Below are 17,702 nucleotides of genomic sequence, written 5' to 3'. Positions count from 1 at the left end.
CGAGCAGGCCTGATGGAACTCCGGCTGCTCGTCACCTTCGAGAAGGTCGCCACGGTGCTGAGCTTCACCCAGGCCGCGGCCGAGCTGTCGTACGCCCAGTCCAGCGTGACCGGTCAGATCCGCACCCTGGAGTCCTCCCTCGGCGTCGAGCTGTTCGACCGGCTCGGCAGCCGGATCCGGCTCACCGAGGCCGGTGAGCGGCTGCTGCCGTACGCCCGGCAGATCATCGAGCTGACCGAGGAGGCCCGGACGGCGGTCACCGAACCGGAGGAGCCCTCCGGCACGCTGACCGTCGGCACCATGGAGTCGCTGACCTCCTACCGGCTGCCGCCGCTGCTGGAGTACTTCCACCACCGCCACCCCGGGGTCCGGCTGGCACTGCGCACCACCATCGGCGACGAGACGCGGCAGGCGCTGCGTCAGGGCACCTACGACGTCGGGTTCCTGATGGAGGAGGAGACCGAGCACCCGGGGCTGGAGTGCAGCGTGCTCGCGGTGGAGCCGCTGGCGCTGGTCGCGGCGCCGGGGCACGCACTGAGCGGCTCCCCGGTGACGACCGCAGCCCTGACGGACCAGCCCCTGCTGGCCACCGAGCCCGGCTGCGCCTACCGGGACCTGTTCGAGCGGGAGCTGAGGTCCTTCGGGGACGTGGAGTTCAGGGAGTTCGGCACGATCGAGGCCACCAAGCGCGCGGCGGCGGCCGGCCTCGGGATCGCGTTGCTGCCCGAGGTGACGGTCGCCGCCGAACTCGCGGAGGGCTCTCTGGTCCGGCTGGACTGGGAGCCGCCGTTCACGCTTCGCACGCAGCTGGCGTGGCGGGCCGGGAAGCGGCTTTCGGCGCACGCCCGGCTGTTCGCGGAGCAGGCGCGGCGGCTGGTCGCCGAGCAGGACGGGCCAGGGTGACCTTCAGGCTCGCCGTCACGATCAGCGGGACGCCCAGCGTCTGGACGAGCCCGATGTGGTGGCCGTAGACCAGCCAGTCCATCAGCATCGCCACGGCCGGGTAGACGAAGGCCAGTACGGCGATCTTCGCGGTCGGCAGCTGGGCGTAGGCGGCGTACATGAGGACGTACATCACCCCGGTGTGGATCAGGCCGAGCCCGACGAGCCAGCCCCACTTCCAGCCGGTGCCGCTCATCGCGCCGAAGTCCGCGAAGGGCAGCAGGAGCGGGATGCCGACGAGGACCTGGACGAGGGCGATCAGGTGCGGGCGGACACCGGTGATCCGCTTGGTGACCAGGGTGGACAGGCCGTAGAGCAGGGCGGCGAGGAGGGCCTGGCCGACGCCGAGCAGGTACGAGCCTCCGCTCGTGAAGTCGCCGGGGGTGACGCCCGAGACGAGGACCAGACCGGCGAAGGCGACCGCGATCCAGCCGACCTTCGCGGCGGTGAGCCGTTCGCGGAACAGCAGGGCGCCGAGGAGGACCACGTAGAAGGGCTGCGTGTGGTAGACGACCGTGGCCACCGAGATGGACGTGTGCTCGTACGACGAGAACAGCAGCACCCAGTTCAGGACGATGAACACCCCGCCCAGGACGGCGAGTGCGAGGGTGCGGCGGGTGAAGCCGTGGTCGCGCAGCCAGCCCCGGGCGGCGACATAGCCGCCGAGGGCGAGGGCGCCGAACAGGACGCGGAAGAAGACGACGTCGAAGGGCGAGGCACCCGACTCCACGACGAAGACGCCGAGGGTGCCGGAGAGCATCATGGCGGTGGTCAGCTGGGCCGTGCCCCTGGTCTCTGAGGTCATGACGCCGACGCTACGAAGGACCCCCGGTGCCGGTCCACGCGCCAGTACGGGGTGCTGCCGATGGGGTCATCGGCGGTGCCGATACCCGCAGTTCACCGGAGGTCGGCCACCGGGTACGGGAGACCGGACCGTCAGGAAGGTTCGTCGTCGCGCAGGACGAGGTCGAGCAGCCCCGGGAAGCGGGCGTCGAACTCGGGCCGGCGCAGGCGGTTGACCCTCCGGGGCCCCTCGTCCCGCTGCTCCACCAGCCCGGCCCCGCGCAGTACCGCGAAGTGGTGGCTGAGGGCGGCCTTGCCGACCGGCACGTCGAAGCTGCCGCAGCTGCGGGTCCAGGCGGCGGAGCCGGCCAGCTCCCTGACCAGGGTGAGGCGCACGGGGTCGGCGAGGGCGGCGAGCGCCGTGAGGACGGGCACGTCGTCGGGGTGGGTGTGCTCCGGGGCGGCCCGGTGACTTCCGGTGGTCACGCCACGCTCCCCTCTTCCGCTTCCGCTTGCCGAGTGTTCGATGAAAACCATACACTCGCGAGTGTTCGCTTTTGATTGAACAGTCGAGTCGAGCCAGGGGTGTGGCATGCGCGCAGTGGAGTTCCAGGAGTACGGCGGTCCCGAGGTGCTGCGACCGGTGACGGCCGAGGTGCCGGAGCCCGGAGCCGGGCAGGTCAGCATCGACGTGGCCTACACCGGCGTGAACTTCGCCGACCTCAAGGCCCGCGCGGAGGGCTACCGGGTGCCCGCGCTGCCGTACGTGCCCGGCCTGGAGGTCTCCGGCCGCGTCCGCGCGCTCGGCACCGGCGTCACCGGCCTGGCCGTCGGCCAGGAGGTGGTCGCGCTCACCGAGGGCGGCGCGTACGCGGAGGTGGCGGTGGCCGAGGCGACGACCGTCTTCCCGGTCCCCTCCGGCCTGGACCTGCGCACCGCCGCGACCCTGCCGACGGTGCTGCCCACGGCCTACGCCCTCGTCCACACCGTCGGCCGGCTCCAGCCCGGCGAGACCGTCCTCGTCCAGGGCGCGGCCGGCGGCGTCGGCACGGCGGTCGGACAGCTCGCCCGGGCCGCGGGCGCCGGGGCGGTGTACGGCGTGGTGTCCTCGGCCGCGAAGGCCGCCCACGCCAGGAGCCACGGCTACGACGAGGTGTTCGTCGGCGCCTTCCAGGAGCCGCTGCGCGCGGCGACCGGGGGGCGGGGCGCCGACCTGGTGCTGGACCCCGTCGGCGGCGACACCCTGCGCGCCGGACTGGCCTCGCTGGCGGTCTTCGGACGCCTGGTCTCCTACGGCAACGCGAGCGGGGCCGGGTCGTGGAGCGTGGGCCGGCCCGAGCTGTACCCGCTCGGCGTGTCGGTCTCCGGCTTCTCCATCCTGAACCTGGCCCGGACCGCGCCGGAGGCGCTGCGCCGGCTGTCGGAGCGCGCGTTCGCGAAGGCGGTCGACGGCACCGTGACCCTGCCGGTGACGGCCGAGTTCCCGCTCGCCGAGGCGGCGGAGGCACACCGGCTGATGGGAGGACGGTCGAGCACCGGGAAGCTGCTGCTGCGCGTGGCCGACTGATCCGCCCCCCCAACTGCCCCTTGCTTCGGGCAACTTCGCGGCCCCTGACGACTTGCCATCCCCCACCAGGGGTGTTGTTAATGGTCGTCACTGAGTAGCGAGGGATCGCCTGACCTCTGGGGGACAGAAGCAGATGGACAACGGCCAGCCACCCGAGCGCCCGGCCCAGGACCCGCCGCCCGCACCCGCCCGGCCGGCATCCGCACCCACCACGCCGGCCCCGGCATCCGCACCCCCCGCGCCGCCCGCCGCGGCGCCGGGCATGCCGGACGTCCCCGCGCCGCCGGCGCATCCGGCGCCGGTCCGGCTCGACCTGCGGGTCAGCAAGCGGATCCTGTGGATCGGGGCGGCGGTGTACCCGCTGCAGAACATCGCCCGCGTCTACACCTTCGTCCTGCGCCCCAAGCGCAAGGAGGCGGTGCTGCGGTTCCTGCGGTACACCGCCGTGACACTGGTCGTCGGTTTCCTCGCGATGCTGCCGGGACTGCTGGCCTCCATCAACACGGGCGGAGGGCAGGGCAACTCCGGCGCCGCCGGCTATGTCGTGTTCGTCTGGATCGTTGCCGCCGTCGCCGAGATCTACTTCCTGATCGAGATGATCGGCGTCCTGACCGCCGCCCCGCAGCACGTCCTCGCAGTCGAGACCTCGGGCGCGTCGACCGCGCTGGTCACCAGCCAGGACCCGCGCTACCTGGACCAGATCGTCGGCCAGATCTCCTACGCCATCGATCACCCGGACGTCGAGTTCAAGGTCACGGTGGAGAGCCTCACCGTCTCGCCGAAGAACTACTACTTCGGTGACAACGTCAACATGTACGGCGGCAGCGGAAACGTGGGGATCGGCGCATGAGCGGCACGAACAACTACTACTACGGCGACAACGTCAACATGTACGGCGGCCAGGGCAACCAGGGCATCGTCAGGAACCAGGCGGGCGGAGCCGGGCAGCAGGACCAGGCCCTGGCCGCCGCCCTCGCCGAACTGCACGGACTGGTCGCCGAGTTGCGGGCGCAGGTCGCGACGCCCAGCGCCCGGCTCCTCGACGAGTCCCTGCCCGCCCTCAGCCCCGACGCCGCCGTGCCCCCGCAGGAGCGGCACCGGGCGCTGATGGCGATCGCCGGGATCGCCACCACCGTGGGGGCCGTCGGCCAGCCGGTGGCCGAGGCGGTCCGGGCGGTCATCGGGATGATCGGCGGCTAGCCGGCGGAGGGTGCGCCGGGCAAGCGCCTCCACCCCCCGTTGCCCCGCGCTCCCCCCGCCCAGCACAGTGGGGCCATGGACGAACGACAGGCCCGGGCCTGGCTCGCCACCGCCGTGCAGGAGGCCCGCGCAGGCCTGGCCGAGGGCGGCATCCCGATCGGTGCCGCCCTCTACGCCCCCGACGGCACCCTCCTCGGCCGGGGCCGCAACCGCCGGGTCCAGGACGCCGACCCCGCCACCCACGCGGAGACCGCCGCCTTCCGCGCGGCGGGACGGCAGCGCACGTACCGTGGCACCACCATGGTCACCACCCTCTCCCCCTGCTGGTACTGCAGCGGCCTGATCCGCCAGTTCGGGATCTCCCGGGTGGTGATCGGCGAGGCCACCACCTTCCACGGCGGCCATGAGTGGCTGGCCGAGCACGGCGTGGAGATCCTGGTTCTGGAGGACCCCGAGTGCATCGCGGTGCTGCGCGCCTTCGTCAAGGACAACCCCGAGCTGTGGAATGAGGACATCGGTGAGTGACGCGCCTGTTCCCACCATCGACCTGCGCCCCTGGCTGGCCGGCGGCGAGGAGGCCCGCGCCGCGCTCGCCCGTACCGTCGACCAGGCGCTGCAGACCGCCGGGTTCCTGCTGGTCACCGGGCACGGGGTGGAGCCGGAGCTGCGGGCCGCGATCCGGCGGGCGGCACGGGAGTTCTTCCTGCTCCCGGACGAGGTCAAGCGGCGGTACGAGGCGAAGGTCGGCGGCCGGGGCTGGCTCGGGCCCGGTGCCGAGGCCAACGGGTACGCGGAGGGTACCGAGACACCGCCCGACCTGAAGGAGTCGCTGACCTTCGCGACGGACGAGCCGTTCGAGGACCCGGTCGTCAACGCCGAGTGGTACGCGCCCAATGTGTGGCCCGCCGAGGTGCCGGGGCTCAGGGGCCTGTGCAGGACGTATCTGTCGCGCATGGCCGCCCTGGAGAAGGAGCTGCTGTCACTGCTCGGATACGCGCTGGGGCTCCGGCCCGACTTCTTCTCCCGGCACATGGACCGTCCGACGTACGGCTTCAACATCAACTGGTATCCGGGGACGGACGTCGTCGGCGCGCCGCTGCCCGGGCAGTTCCGGATCGGGCCGCACACCGACTTCGGCACCGTGACCGTCCTCGACCGCCAGGCCGGGAAGGGCGGGCTTCAGGTGTACACCGACGCCGGCGGCTGGGAGGACGCGCCGTACGACCCGGCCGCCCTCACCATCAACATCGGTGACCTGCTGTCCCGTTGGACCGGCGACCGGTGGCGGTCCGGGCGGCACCGGGTGCTGCCCCCGCCCGTCGAAGCGCCCGCCGAGGAGCTGATGTCGCTCGTGTACTTCGGCGAGTGCACCCCGGGAACCCTCGTGGAGTCCGTGCCGGCGCCGGTGGGCCGGGTGACGTACCCGCCGGTGGACTCGCATGTCTACCTGCGCGAGAAGCTGGACTCGATCACCGTCGGCTGAACCGAGCCCCTCCGTGTCAATCCCGTGTTCGAGCCGCCACCCGTTCCGCTGAAACGAACCCGGCGGGCATGTCCCGTTCGCGTCCCACGGCATTGGCCCTTGAAGGGGGCCCGCGACCAAGGGCCCCCTTTCTGCGATGGGAGACGCGTGCGAATCACTGACATCCAGCGCTGCGAGGTCCGGCCGGGACGGCTCGTCGAATGGACACTGAGCCCGGCGACGGTGGCGACGGCGACGGCGCTCCCGGACGACTGCCGGCCCCCGGCGTACATCCAGGAGTCGCACATCAGGACCGCCAGGTGCGTCCGGGAGGACGGGCTGTTCGTGCCGACCTGGCTCGGCACCGGCTTCGACCTGCCGGGCCCGGTCGACCTCGATGTGCTGCAGGAGGCGCTGCGCGGCTGGACGGTACGGCACGAGACGCTGCGCAGCGGCTTCCGCTGGGCGGGCCCCGCGGGAGACGAACTGCGCCGCTTCACCCTGGACGCCGCCGACGTGTCCCTGCACCGGGAGGAGGCCGGCGACTTCCCGGACGCGGACGAGCTGGTCCAGCACCTCCAGGACCGTTTCGACACCGTCGCGGACGCGCTGCGCTGGCCGAACCTGATCTACACGGCGGTCGTACGGGACGACGGCGCCAGCGTGTACATGGCCTTCGACCACAGCAACGTCGACGCCTACTCCCTGACCCGGATCGCCTGCGAGGTCCACGAGCTGTACACGGCGGGCCTGACCGGCACCGGCCCCGACTCCCGTACTCCGGCGGCCAGTTACGTCGACTTCTGCGAGCTGGAGCGGGCCGACGCGGACGGCATCGACGCCCGGCACGCGATCGTCGGCCGCTGGCGCGCGTTCATCCGGCGCTGCGACGGCGTGCTGCCGGGCTTCCCCGTCGACCTCGGCGTGGAGCCGGGCGGCCCGCTGCCGAGGCAGCGGATGCTGTGCGAGCCGCTGGCCGACGCGGCCGGGGCGGCGGCGTTCGAGGCGTACTGCAGGCCGTACGGCGGCAGCCTGGTCGGCCTGCTGGCCGCGACCGGGCTGATCGTGCACGAGCTGGGCGGGCAGCCGGTGTACCGGACGGTGGTGCCGTTCCACACCCGGGTGAAGTCGCACTGGAGCGACTCGGTCGGCTGGTACGTGGGCGGCGCCCCGATCGAGGTCCCGGTGGGCCGTACGACGGGCTTCCCGGACGCCCTGCGGGCGGTGCGCGCGGAGCTGCAGGCCAACCGCTCGCTGGCCCGGATGCCGCTGGCCCGGGTGCTGAGCCTGCTCGGCGCGGACTTCCGGCCGGCCTCGCCGGACCTGTACTCGATCGTCTCCTACGTCGACACCCGGGCCGTGCCCGGCGCCGAGCGCTGGACCGAGCAGCGGGCGCACGCGCTGCTGCGGGTGTCGTACGGGGACCAGGTGTGCGTGTGGGTGAACCGGCTGCACGAGGGGCTGTGGCTGGCGAGCCGGTATCCGGACACGGACGTGGCGGCGAAGAACCTGCGCCTGTACGTCGAGCGGCTGCGCGACCACATCGCCTCGGTGACCCACGGCAGCCTGTCCGCGGTGTCCTGAGCCGCCCGCGCCGCCCTAGGTGAACTGCCCGGGAAGGGGCTCCGAAGGCTCCGAGGGCTCATGCGGCTGCGGCGGCTGCGGCACCGCAAGGCCCTGAGTGGACTCCAGGACTTCGATCAGACGTTCGAATCTGTTGCGCCAGTCGGCCTCCGACGCCGCCTCGCCCTGGAACTCGTGCGTGAAGCGCAGCGCGCTCTCGCGCTCGCCGCCCCGCTCCAGATGGAACCGGATCCGGCCGCCGCCCTCGACGGTGTACTCGGCGACCCGGTCCACGTCCCAGGCGGTGACCCGGCCGGAGCCCAGGTCACGCAGGGTGACCGCGCCGTCCAGGCGGGGCTGCAGAACGTCGACGGCGGTGCACCACGCCCCGAGTCCCTCGGGGGTGGCCACCGCCGGCCAGACGTCTTCCATGGGCCTCGGGAGCCGCACCAGGAAGTGGAGTATGTGCGTGTTCCCATGGGTCTGGCTGGTGCCCTGTGCGATGGAACCGCTCATGACACCAGTGTGGGCGACCCTCGGCTCACACGCCCGCGTAGGAGTGCTTGCCGCTGACGAAGATGTTGACGCCGTAGTAGTTGAACAGCCAGCAGCCGAAGGCGATCATCGCCAGATAGGCGGCCTTGCGGCCCTTCCAGCCGGCCGTCGCGCGGGCGTGCAGGTAGCAGGCGTAGGCGACCCAGGTGATGAAGGACCAGGTCTCCTTCGGGTCCCAGTTCCAGTAGCGGCCCCAGGCGTCGCCCGCCCAGATCGCGCCCGCGATGATCGTGAACGTCCACAGCGGGAACACCGCCGCGTTGACCCGGTAGGCGAACTTGTCCAGCGAGGCCGAGGCGGGCAGCCGCTCCAGCACCGAGGTGGCGAAGGCACCCGGCTTGCCGCCGGTCTGCAGCTTGGTCTCGTACGAGTCCTTGAACAGGTACAGGATCGTGGCGACCGCACCGACGTAGAACACCGCGCCGCAGAAGATCGCGGTGGAGACGTGGATGTACAGCCAGTACGAGTGCAGGGCCGGGACCAGCTGGTCGCTCGCGGTGTACAGGACGGTGACCGCGAGGCCCAGGTCCAGCAGGACCGTCGTGATCAGGAACAGCCCGAGCCAGCGCACGTTCTTCTTCAGCGCCAGCAGCGCGAGGTACACGCCGACGGCGACCGTGGAGAAGGTGATGTTGAACTCGTACATGTTGCCCCACGGCGCCCGCTGGACGGAGGCCGCGCGGGCGACGACACCGGCCAGCTCCACCACGAAGGCGAGCACGGTGAGCGAGACGGCGATCCGGCCGTACAGGTCGCCCTGGGCGTCCCCGCCGTGCGCGCCCGGCCCGTCCGGTACGTCGCGGGCGCCGGAGGCCGAGCGGACGACGACCTTGGGCCGCTCCAGCACGGCCGTACCGCCGGCCTGCTTGACGGTGACGGCGGGTGCCTTCGCGGAGGTCTCCGTGCTCGCGGTCAGCGCGGCGGCGGTACGGGCCACCTTGCTGCGGCTGCCGAAGAGCCATTCGGCGATGTACGCGAAGAAGGCCAGGGTGTAGACGGCCATCGACGAGTAGATCAGCGTGTTGCTGATGCTCGCCAGGTGTTCGTTGGTTGCGGCGGCGAGATCGGTTGCGGCGGCGAGAGTCACTTCTCAGCCCCTTCGGCAGGTACGACTGGGGTGTCGGGGGATTCTGAAGAGTGGTCGTCGGGGTCGGGTGCCCCCGGCGCCTGGTCGTAGAGGATTCCGGCGAGGTCGCCCAGTTCCTCGGGCACCTTGGCGGACTCGCTGCGGCCCAGCCCGGCCATCTCGACGACCGTCACGCCGTCGGCGCCGCGCACCGCGCGCACCCACACCCGGCGCCGCTGGATGAACAGCGAGGCGGCCAGTCCGAAGATCGCGGCGAGGGCACCGCCGAGTGCCCAGCCGCTGCCGGGCTCCTGGACGATCTCGAAGCCGGCCCACTCCTTGATGTCCTTCTCGAAGGTGACGGACCCGGCGCCGTTCGGCAGCGTGAGGGTGTCGCCCGGCAGGAGAAGCTTCTTCAGCAACTGGCCCTTGCTGTCCTTGAACGCCTTCATGTGTGTCTTGTCCAGCTGGTACACGCTCTGCGGGATACCGGAGTTGACGCCGAGGTCGCCGTGGTAGGCGTTCACCGCGAGCAGCGGGTTCACCAGCGCGGGGAACTGGGAGAGCATCGTGCCGCTCTTCGGGTCGAAGGTCGGCACGAAGAAGGCCTGGAAGCCGAGCTGGTCCTTCCTGCCCTGCGCGTCGCGGTAGCCGTCCATCACCTTGATCACACCGTTGGAGGTGACGTTTCCGTCGAGCGGCAGCAGCGGTACGGCGTCGTGGAAGACCTCCTTGCCCTTGCCGTCGCGGACCGTGATGACCGGCGCGTAGCCATGGCTGACGAGGTAGACCTTGGAGTCGCCGATGTGCAGCGGCTGGTTGACCTCGATGGTGGTCGACTTCTGCTTGCCGTACGCACCCTCGCTGTAGTCGATCTTCGCCTCGTAGGTGCGCGGCGTGCCCCTGTTGGGGCCGGTGAGCTCGTAGGTGCCCTTGAAGTCCTTCAGGTCGAAGCTGAACGGCACGAGGTCGTCGTTCTGGAACAGGCTGCCGGACTTGAAGTCGTCGTACTGCGAGAGCGCGTTGGAGAAGCCGTCGCCCTCCACCACCAGCTTGGTGCCGTCCGACTTGTACAGCTGGCCGGAGGCGAAGGCGATCAGCAGCACGATCAGGGCGATGTGGAAGGCCAGGTTGCCCAGCTCGCGCAGATAGCCCTTCTCGGCCGCGACGGCGTCACCGGCGACGTGGGCGCGGAAGCGGCGCTTCTTCAGCAGGGCGAGCGCGGCTTCACGCACCTGCTCGGGCTCGGCGGTCGTACGCCACATCGTGTAGGCGGGCAGCCGGGTCAGCCGCTTGGGGGCGGCCGGCGGCCGGCCGCGCAGCTGGCCGACGAACTGCCAGGTGCGCGGGACGATACAGCCGATGAGGGAGACGAACAGCAGGATGTAGATCGCGGAGAACCACACCGAGCTGTAGACGTGGAACAGGCCGAGCTTGTCGTAGACCGGCGCGAGCGTCTTGTGGGCCTTGCGGAAGTCGTCGACCTTGTTCAGGTCGGCGCCGGTCTGCGGGATGAGCGAGCCGGGGATCGCGCCGAGCGAGAGCAGCAGGAGCAGCAGCAGCGCGACCCGCATGGAGGTCAGCTGCCGCCAGAACCAGCGGGCCCAGCCGATGACGCCGAGGCCGGGCGCGGCGGACAGCTCCTCGCGCGGGGCGGTGGACAGCTGGGAGCCGGCCGCGCCGAGGTCCTCCTGGTCCTGGCCCGCCTGGTCCCGGCTCTTGTCGGTTTCGGTTGTGCTCATCGATCAGATCCCCACAGTGAAGCCGTCGGACCAGGTCTGCATCTGCTGCACCAGACTCTCCCAGGCGCCGGTCAGCAGCAGCACACCGGTCACGATCATCATCGTGCCGCCGATGCGCATCACCCAGACATAGTGGCGCTTGACCCAGCCGAACGCGCCGAGCGCCTTGCGGAAGGCGACGGCGGCCAGCACGAAGGGCACGCCGAGCCCGATGCAGTAGGCGATCATCAGCACCGCGCCGCGTCCGGCGCTCGACTGGTCCATGGAAAGGAGGTTCACGGACGCGAGGGTCGGGCCGATGCAGGGCGTCCAGCCGATGCCGAACAGGGCGCCGAGGACGGGGGCGCCGATCAGTCCGGCGGCCGGCCGCCTGTGGAAGCGGAACTCGCGCTGGGTGAGCCAGGGCATCAGCCCCATGAAGAAGACACCCATGACGATCATGAGCACGCCGAGCACCTTGGACAGCGTGCCTTGGTACTCCTGCAGGGTGGAGCCGAAGAAGCCGAACAGCGCCCCGCCGGAGACGAACACGGCGCTGAAGCCGAGCACGAACAGCGCGGCCCCGCCGACCATCCGCCCCCGCCGGGCCTCGGCCAGGTCGGTGCCGGCGACGCCGGTGACATAGGAGAGGTAGCCGGGGACCAGGGGCAGGACGCAGGGGGAGAAGAAGGAGACGAGCCCGCCGAGCAGCGCGACCGGCAGGGCGATCAGCAGGGCGCCGCTGCGCACCGTCTCGTTCGGGCCGGTCGCGGCCAGAGTCACCAGTGCGCTCACGTCACTTCTCCGCGAGGACCGGCTTGAGCATCTTCAGCAGGGCGGTGTCGTCGAGCGCCTCCAGGGCCCGCGCGGCGACCTTCCCGTGCCTGTCGATGACGAGCGTGGAGGGGATCAGTTGCGGGTTGAGGGTGCCCTTCCTGAAGCGGAGCATCAGCCTGCCCGTGGGGTCGTACAGGCTCGGGTAGCTGATCCCGTGCTCCTTCTCGAAGGCGACCGCGGGAGTGGTGCTGGTGTCCCGGGTGTTGATGCCGACGAACCTCACGCCCTTGCCGTCGTACTGCTTCGACACCTTGGAGAAGTACTGCGCCTCTTCGCGGCACGGCCCGCACCATGAGCCCCAGACGTTGATGACGACGACCTGGCCCTTGTAGTCGGCGACGTCCAGGGTCCTGCCGTCGATGGTCTTGCCGGACAGGTCCGGGGCGCTCGCGCGCTTGCCCGCCGGGACCGTGGCGATGCCGTTCTTGCCGGTGACGAAGTTGGTGTTGCCACCGCCGCCGGAGGTGCCGCCGTTGCCGCACGCGGACAGGGTCAGGGCCGCGACGGCGGCCACGGCGCCGAGCAGGACGGCGCGGCTACGGGTACTCATGTGAAAAGTTTCGCATGTCCGTTCCGGCGATCTGTGGCACCCCCCTGCCGGGCGGAAAACCGCATTTCAGGGCGTATTTACACGGGACATTTCCGGCAGGGGGCCGTGCGAGAGGCCGCGCGGGGAAGCGCTCGGGACGCTACGCGAGGAAGGTCTTCCAGCCGCCGGCCGGAGCCTGTCCGGGCGCCAGCGTGCGCAGCTTGGCGAGCACCTCGGGCTTCTGCACGTCGATCCAGTCGCAGAACTGCCGGAAGGAGACGAGCCGGACGTCGGCGCCCTTCTCCTTCGCCCGGGCGATGTGCTTGAAGGCCTGCTCGACGGCGTCCATGTAGATGCCGCCGTTCCAGTGCTCGAAGTGGTTGCCGATGAAGAACGGCGCCCGGTTCGAGAAGTATGCCCGCTTGAAGCCGGCGATGTACGCCCCGGCCGCCTGCTCGCGCCAGGCCGGGTAGTTGTAGGCCGGCGCCTTGGTCGAGTTCTGCGACTGGTTGAACATCATGTTGTAGTCCATCGAGAGGACCTGGAACTTCCTGCCGGGGAAGGGGATCTCCTGCAGCGGCAGGTCCCACAGCCCCTGCTTCTTCACCGGCCACATCTGCAGACCGCCCGGCGAGGAGGCGTCGTAACGCCAGCCCAGTTCACGGGCGGTGGGCAGCAGGTTCTCCTGGTTGAGCAGACAGGGCGTACGGCCGCCGACGAGTTCCTTGTCGTAGTCGAACGGCAGGGCCGGCATGTCGGTGAGGCCGGTGTTGGTCTTCCAGTTCTTGACGAAGGACTTGGCCTGCTTGATCTCGCTGTGCCACTGCTGGGGCGTCCACCACTTGACCGAGGTGTGGGCATCGCCGCAGAAGTGGCCGTTGAAGTGGGTGCCTATCTCGTGGCCTTCGAGCCAGGCCCGGCGGACGTTGGTCAGCGTCGCCTTGATGTGGTCGTCGGCGAGGTAGCCGATGTCGGAGGCGCCGACCCTGTTGTTCGGCGGCACGTACAGGCGCTTCTTCGACTCGGGCAGCAGGTAGAGACCCGAGAGGAAGAAGGTCATGCTCGCGCCGTGCTGCTTGGCCAGGTCCAGGAAGCGCGGGAAGAGCCCGTTGCCGACCTCGCCGGCGCCGTCCCAGGAGAAGACCACGAACTGCGGCGGGGTCTGGCCGGGCTGCAGCGGCTCGGGCGCGGCCGGCTGGTGCGGCTGCTTGCCGGTGTACGACGTGGAGCCGTCCCCGATGAGCCGACCCTGCGGGGCGCCGCTCGCGCCTCCGTCCTGGCCGTTCTTTCCTTCGCCGGAACCGTTCGACCGCCCGGCGCCGTCCGATGACGTGTGGCTCCCGCAGCCGGCGAGGGTGGCGGCGGCAGCGGCACCCGCGCCGAGGCCGAGTATTCCCCGGCGGGAGAGGGTCCGGGAGACGGTGCGCATGGAAATCCCCGATTCATCGCGCCTTCTGGTGGTCACCCATTCAGAGGGCACGACGATCGGGGGGGTTCCGATAATTCTTATGGTTTTCGCAATAGTTGCGGCAAAGACACCCTAGGTGACGTCAAACGGACCGTCAGAAAACCGCGGTCGGACGACCTCAGGCCCCGAAGGCCTTCCCCTGCGCGGTGCCCTTGCCCTTCTGCGGCTTGGCACCGGCCCGCAGGTGAACCGGGACGAGATCGATGGCGGGCTCGCTGTAGCCGACCGACACGATCCTGTCGCCGAGGTAGGTGAAGGACGTGAGAGAGGCCAGCGTGCACTGCCGCTTGCGCGGATCGTGCCACAGCCGGCGCCGCTCGACGTAGGACCGCACGATCCAGATCGGCAGCTGATGGCTGACCAGCACCGCCTCGTGCCCGCGCGCCTGGTCCTTGGCCGCGTTCAGCGCGCCCGTCATCCGCACGACCTGGTCGACGTACGGCTCGCCCCAGGACGGCCGGAACGGGTTGACCAGGTGCTTCCAGTTCCCCGGCCGCTGCAGCGCGCCGTCGCCGACGCCGAAGGTCTTGCCCTGGAAGACGTTGCCGGCCTCGATGAGGCGCTCGTCGGTGTCCAGGTCGAGACCGTGCGCCTTGGCGATCGGGGTGGCCGTCTCCTGCGCCCGCTCCAGCGGTGAGGCGCAGACGTACGTCACGTCCCGCGAGGCGAGGTGCTCGGCGACCCGGTCGGCCATCTGCCGCCCCAGCTCGGACAGGTGGTAGCCGGGCAGCCGCCCGTACAGGATCCCGGTCGGGTTCTCGACCTCGCCGTGCCGCATGAGATGGACGACGGTGACGTCCTTGTCCCTGCTGCTGTCGCTGCTGCTGATGCTGTTGCTCACGCGGTGGCCTCCGCAGCCGCCCGGGCCGCCGCCGGAAGGGCGTCGGCGATCTTCTGTACGGCCCGCTCGTCGTGGGCCGTCGACACGAACCAGGACTCGAAGGACGACGGCGGCAGGTAGACGCCGTTCGACAGCAGCGAGTGGAAGAACGCGGTGAAGCGGAACGACTCCTGCCGCTTGGCGTCCTCGTAGTCGCGCACCTGCCGGTCGGTGAAGAACACCGAGAACATGTTGGAGGCGGTCTGCACCCGGTGCGCCACGCCCTCCTTGTTCAGTGCCTCGGTGACGAGGGCCTGGATCTGCGCGGACACCGCGTTCACCGTGTCGTAGGCGGCCTCGTCCAGCAGCCGCAGCTGGGCGAGCCCGGCGGCGGTGGCGACGGGGTTGCCGGAGAGCGTGCCGGCCTGGTAGACGGGCCCGGCGGGCGCCAGGTGTGCCATGACATCGGCACGCCCACCGAAGGCGGCGGCGGGGAACCCGCCCCCCATCACCTTCCCGAACGTCATCAGATCCGGCTTGACCCCGTCGATCCCGTACCACCCGGCGCGGCTGGTGCGGAAGCCGGTCATCACCTCGTCGGAGATGTAGAGGGCGCCGTTCTTGTGGCAGGCGTCCCTGAGCCCCCGGTTGAACCCCGGCTCCGGCGGCACGACGCCCATGTTGCCGGGCGAGGCCTCGGTGATCACGCACGCGATCTCGCCGGGGTGCCGGTGGAAGGCCTCCTGCACGGCCTCCAGGTCGTTGTACGGCAGCACGATCGTGTCGCCGGCCTGGGCGCCCGTGACGCCGGGGGTGTCGGGCAGCGCGAAGGTCGCGACACCGGACCCCGCGGAAGCCAGGAGGGAGTCCACGTGCCCGTGGTAGCAGCCGGCGAACTTGATCACCTTGGACCGCCGGGTGAACCCGCGGGCGAGCCGGATGGCGGACATGGTCGCCTCGGTGCCGCTGCTGACGAGCCGGACCTGCTCGACGGGCTCGACCCGGGCGACGATCTCCTCGGCCAGCGCGACCTCGCCCTCACCGGGCGTGCCGAAGGACGTACCGCGGGCGACGGCCTCCTGGACGGCGGCGATGACCTCGGGGTGCGCGTGCCCGAGGATCATGGGCCCCCAGGAGCAGACGAGGTCGACGTACTCCCGGCCGTCCGCATCGGTCAGGTAGGGGCCGCGGCCGGACACCATGAAGCGGGGCGTGCCGCCGACGGCGCGGAAGGCGCGCACCGGGGAGTTCACACCGCCGGGCGTGACGGCACAGGCGCGGTCGAAGAGCGCCTGGGAGGCCGGCGCATCGTAGGGATAGGGCGTTTCGCTCAGGGCACTCATGGCGTGCGACTTCTCCGGCTTCTCGGACTCCGGTGACTTGGGTGACCTCCTCAGGGTAGGCCGCGGGCGGACCGCGAGGCGGCCGACCTCCGGTCCGCAGCGCCACGGGGGCGCCATCTGCGAGACTGAGACCTGATACACACAGCTGTTACGCACGTAATGATCAGGGGCCGGACAAGAACCCGTGGACTGTTGTTCCACCGCACGTTTCGGCGGGCGGGCGTGGGGGAGGTCACTGACACGATGATCGGGTTGCGCGGCGGGGGCCACGCGTCCTAGAAAAGCAGTCGGGTGGAGATATGCATCGCGGTGGCGGACTGGGCGAGGGGACTGATGACCTGGGTCCTCGGCGTGCCCGGCGGGGAAGGCACCGGCGCGACGCGGAGGAATCGACTGAAGCACGGCAGAGCGACGCACGTCAGACGCAGGATGTACCGGGTGAGCCCGAGCGGTACGACCGGCGGACCGACCGGCAGCTGGAGAGCCAGCTCGACCGGCCCACGGACCGCCGGCTCGACCACCGGGCCGACCGCCTGAGGGCGGGGAGCAGGAATGGTGGTCGGGTGGGGGTGACGTACAAATACTTCGGCGCGCCTGACGGCGCGACCGCGGCTCGCGTCCCCATCTCGATGCGTCCCGAGGAACTCGGCGGCGACGAGCTGGGCATGAACGGCATGTTCACCAAGATCAAGCCGGAGACCATGGCCGCGATGGTGCTGACCGGCATCGAGGGCGTCCCCCTGCACAAGGTCCCGCCCCTGGAACTGGTCGTCCTCCACCCCGACTACGCCGTCGTCAAGCTCCCCATGACCGTCGTCGACCCCCTGCGCGGCATCGGCGAGGAAGCGGTCGGCGCGGCAGCCTTCATCTGGTCGACGGTCCCGGACCGCGGCGGGCCGCGGGATGCGTTCAATGTGTACCAGTTGCTGCACGAATGGCAGGACTTCAGCCATCGGCTGCATGAGGCGGGGCATCAGCCTTATTGCCTTGTCTGGCCCTGATCTGGCTCAGCGACCCCGGCAGCGCTTCACGAACCGGCGTCCCAGGCACCTTCATGACCGCAGAAATCCCGTCGCTGCCGCGGGCGCTGTCGCTCTAGGGTGCTGCCGGTGTTGAGCGACAGTCAGACAAGCGAGTTCGCCGAGCGAGGCTTCGTCGTGGTTCCGCAGGTGGTGCGGGACGATCTCTTGGACCGGGCGGCCCGGCGGATCGATGAGGTCGTCGCCGCCGATCCACCCGCCGCCGACAAGCGCGGCAGCCACTTCTACTTCCTGCGGACCGAGGACGAGCCGGCGCTGATGGCGCCTTTGACCGGCAGCCCCGCCTTCGCTCTCGCCGAGGAACTGGCCGGGGCCGGAACACTGGAGGTCCCCTGGCAGGTCCAGGTCGCGCTGAACATCCCGCCGTACTCACACCGTCCCGGCCTGCCCCACATCGATGCCGGCAACCCCGAGCCGACCGGCGAGCCGGTCAGCGGCACGTTCACGCTCCTCGCCGGTGTCCTGATGACCGACCAGCTCACGGAGAACTCCGGCAACCTCTGGGTCTGGCCGGGCACGCATCTCACGCACGCCGCATACTTCCGTGACCACGGCCCGCAGATGTTCTGCGCCTACCCGCCGGTCGACCTGCCCGAGCCCGAGCAGATCAAGGGACGGGCGGGGGACCTGCTGCTCGCGCACTACCTCCTCGGCCACAACATCGGCGGCAACTACGCATCCGAGCAGACGCGACGTGCGCTGTACTTCCGGATCAGCGCCCTGGACCACGCCTCCCGTCGAGACGAGTTCCTCCAGGACCCGTGGCTCGACTACGGGCCCCTGAGGTCGCAGTAGGTGCCGGCCGA

General features: G+C 70.6%; 19 protein-coding genes. 9 read left to right on the top strand and 10 right to left on the bottom strand.

Annotated features, from left to right (window positions below):
- Positions 1-12: 12 nt before the first annotated feature.
- On the top strand, positions 13-903 hold the full coding sequence (locus LMU33_RS34675; protein ID WP_228624927.1) for a LysR family transcriptional regulator: 891 nt from the start codon (positions 13-15) through the stop codon (positions 901-903).
- Here the strand turns inward: LMU33_RS34675 and LMU33_RS34670 are convergent.
- The gene (locus tag LMU33_RS34670) at positions 791-1,747 is read right to left on the bottom strand and encodes a DMT family transporter (RefSeq protein ID WP_228624925.1); all 957 of its coding nucleotides are present in this window, start codon (positions 1,745-1,747) and stop codon (positions 791-793) included. The two genes, LMU33_RS34675 and LMU33_RS34670, sit on opposite strands and share 113 nt — an antisense overlap.
- Positions 1,748-1,878: 131 nt before the next feature.
- On the bottom strand, positions 1,879-2,262 hold the full coding sequence (locus tag LMU33_RS34665; RefSeq protein ID WP_228624923.1) for an ArsR/SmtB family transcription factor: 384 nt from the start codon (positions 2,260-2,262) through the stop codon (positions 1,879-1,881).
- A 55-nt stretch (positions 2,263-2,317) separates the two neighbouring features.
- Here LMU33_RS34665 and LMU33_RS34660 point away from each other — a divergent pair, with 55 nt between their 5' ends.
- The 6 genes from LMU33_RS34660 (at position 2,318) to LMU33_RS34635 (ending at position 7,538) form a co-directional block, all read left to right on the top strand.
- Entirely contained in the window at positions 2,318-3,292 is a 975-nt protein-coding gene (locus tag LMU33_RS34660) for a quinone oxidoreductase family protein (RefSeq protein ID WP_228624921.1), read from the top strand.
- Positions 3,293-3,425: 133 nt separating this feature from the next.
- Positions 3,426-4,142, top strand: a complete 717-nt coding sequence (locus tag LMU33_RS34655; RefSeq protein WP_228624919.1) for a DUF6232 family protein — start codon at positions 3,426-3,428, stop codon at positions 4,140-4,142.
- Positions 4,139-4,492: a hypothetical protein gene (locus tag LMU33_RS34650; RefSeq protein ID WP_228624917.1), complete on the top strand. Its 354-nt coding sequence runs from the start codon at positions 4,139-4,141 to the stop codon at positions 4,490-4,492. Before LMU33_RS34655 ends, LMU33_RS34650 begins: the two co-directional genes overlap by 4 nt.
- A gap of 75 nt (positions 4,493-4,567) precedes the next feature.
- Positions 4,568-5,017 (top strand): nucleoside deaminase, encoded by a 450-nt coding sequence (locus LMU33_RS34645; protein ID WP_228624915.1) that lies wholly within the window; start codon positions 4,568-4,570, stop codon positions 5,015-5,017.
- Entirely contained in the window at positions 4,998-5,975 is a 978-nt protein-coding gene (locus LMU33_RS34640; RefSeq protein ID WP_372478110.1) for an isopenicillin N synthase family dioxygenase, read from the top strand. Before LMU33_RS34645 ends, LMU33_RS34640 begins: the two co-directional genes overlap by 20 nt.
- A gap of 147 nt (positions 5,976-6,122) precedes the next feature.
- The gene (locus LMU33_RS34635) at positions 6,123-7,538 is read left to right on the top strand and encodes a condensation domain-containing protein (protein ID WP_228624911.1); all 1,416 of its coding nucleotides are present in this window, start codon (positions 6,123-6,125) and stop codon (positions 7,536-7,538) included.
- 15 nt (positions 7,539-7,553) lie between these two features.
- On the opposite strand, the gene LMU33_RS34630 is transcribed toward LMU33_RS34635, so the two are convergent.
- From LMU33_RS34630 to hemL, 8 genes are all read right to left on the bottom strand, one after another.
- Positions 7,554-8,033, bottom strand: coding sequence for an SRPBCC family protein (locus LMU33_RS34630; RefSeq protein WP_228624909.1), 480 nt, complete (start codon positions 8,031-8,033; stop codon positions 7,554-7,556).
- A 25-nt stretch (positions 8,034-8,058) separates the two neighbouring features.
- On the bottom strand, positions 8,059-9,159 hold the full coding sequence (ccsB, locus tag LMU33_RS34625) for a c-type cytochrome biogenesis protein CcsB (protein WP_228624907.1): 1,101 nt from the start codon (positions 9,157-9,159) through the stop codon (positions 8,059-8,061).
- Positions 9,156-10,880, bottom strand: coding sequence for a cytochrome c biogenesis protein ResB (gene resB, locus LMU33_RS34620; RefSeq protein WP_228624905.1), 1,725 nt, complete (start codon positions 10,878-10,880; stop codon positions 9,156-9,158). Before resB ends, ccsB begins: the two co-directional genes overlap by 4 nt.
- 3 nt (positions 10,881-10,883) lie before the next feature.
- Positions 10,884-11,654: a cytochrome c biogenesis CcdA family protein gene (locus tag LMU33_RS34615; RefSeq protein WP_228624904.1), complete on the bottom strand. Its 771-nt coding sequence runs from the start codon at positions 11,652-11,654 to the stop codon at positions 10,884-10,886.
- Position 11,655: 1 nt separating this feature from the next.
- Positions 11,656-12,246 (bottom strand): TlpA family protein disulfide reductase, encoded by a 591-nt coding sequence (locus LMU33_RS34610; RefSeq protein ID WP_228624902.1) that lies wholly within the window; start codon positions 12,244-12,246, stop codon positions 11,656-11,658.
- A 139-nt stretch (positions 12,247-12,385) separates the two neighbouring features.
- Positions 12,386-13,654, bottom strand: a complete 1,269-nt coding sequence (locus LMU33_RS34605) for a polysaccharide deacetylase family protein (RefSeq protein WP_228624900.1) — start codon at positions 13,652-13,654, stop codon at positions 12,386-12,388.
- Positions 13,655-13,811: 157 nt separating this feature from the next.
- Positions 13,812-14,471: a histidine phosphatase family protein gene (locus LMU33_RS34600; RefSeq protein ID WP_228625053.1), complete on the bottom strand. Its 660-nt coding sequence runs from the start codon at positions 14,469-14,471 to the stop codon at positions 13,812-13,814.
- 59 nt (positions 14,472-14,530) lie between these two features.
- Positions 14,531-15,847: a glutamate-1-semialdehyde 2,1-aminomutase gene (hemL, locus tag LMU33_RS34595; RefSeq protein WP_228625051.1), complete on the bottom strand. Its 1,317-nt coding sequence runs from the start codon at positions 15,845-15,847 to the stop codon at positions 14,531-14,533.
- A gap of 572 nt (positions 15,848-16,419) precedes the next feature.
- Here hemL and LMU33_RS34590 point away from each other — a divergent pair.
- Together LMU33_RS34590 and LMU33_RS34585 are read left to right on the top strand one after the other, a co-directional pair.
- Positions 16,420-16,857, top strand: coding sequence for a hypothetical protein (locus LMU33_RS34590; RefSeq protein WP_003974483.1), 438 nt, complete (start codon positions 16,420-16,422; stop codon positions 16,855-16,857).
- A 108-nt stretch (positions 16,858-16,965) separates the two neighbouring features.
- Complete coding sequence (locus tag LMU33_RS34585) at positions 16,966-17,691, top strand: phytanoyl-CoA dioxygenase family protein (protein ID WP_228624898.1); 726 nt, start codon at positions 16,966-16,968, stop codon at positions 17,689-17,691.
- Positions 17,692-17,702 lie beyond the last annotated feature (11 nt).

This window comes from Streptomyces barringtoniae, assembly GCF_020819595.1.
GTDB classification, from domain to species: Bacteria; Actinomycetota; Actinomycetes; order Streptomycetales; family Streptomycetaceae; genus Streptomyces; species Streptomyces barringtoniae.
The sequence above is the reverse complement of the archived record's forward strand: the minus strand, read 5'-3'. Positions and strand labels throughout refer to the sequence as shown.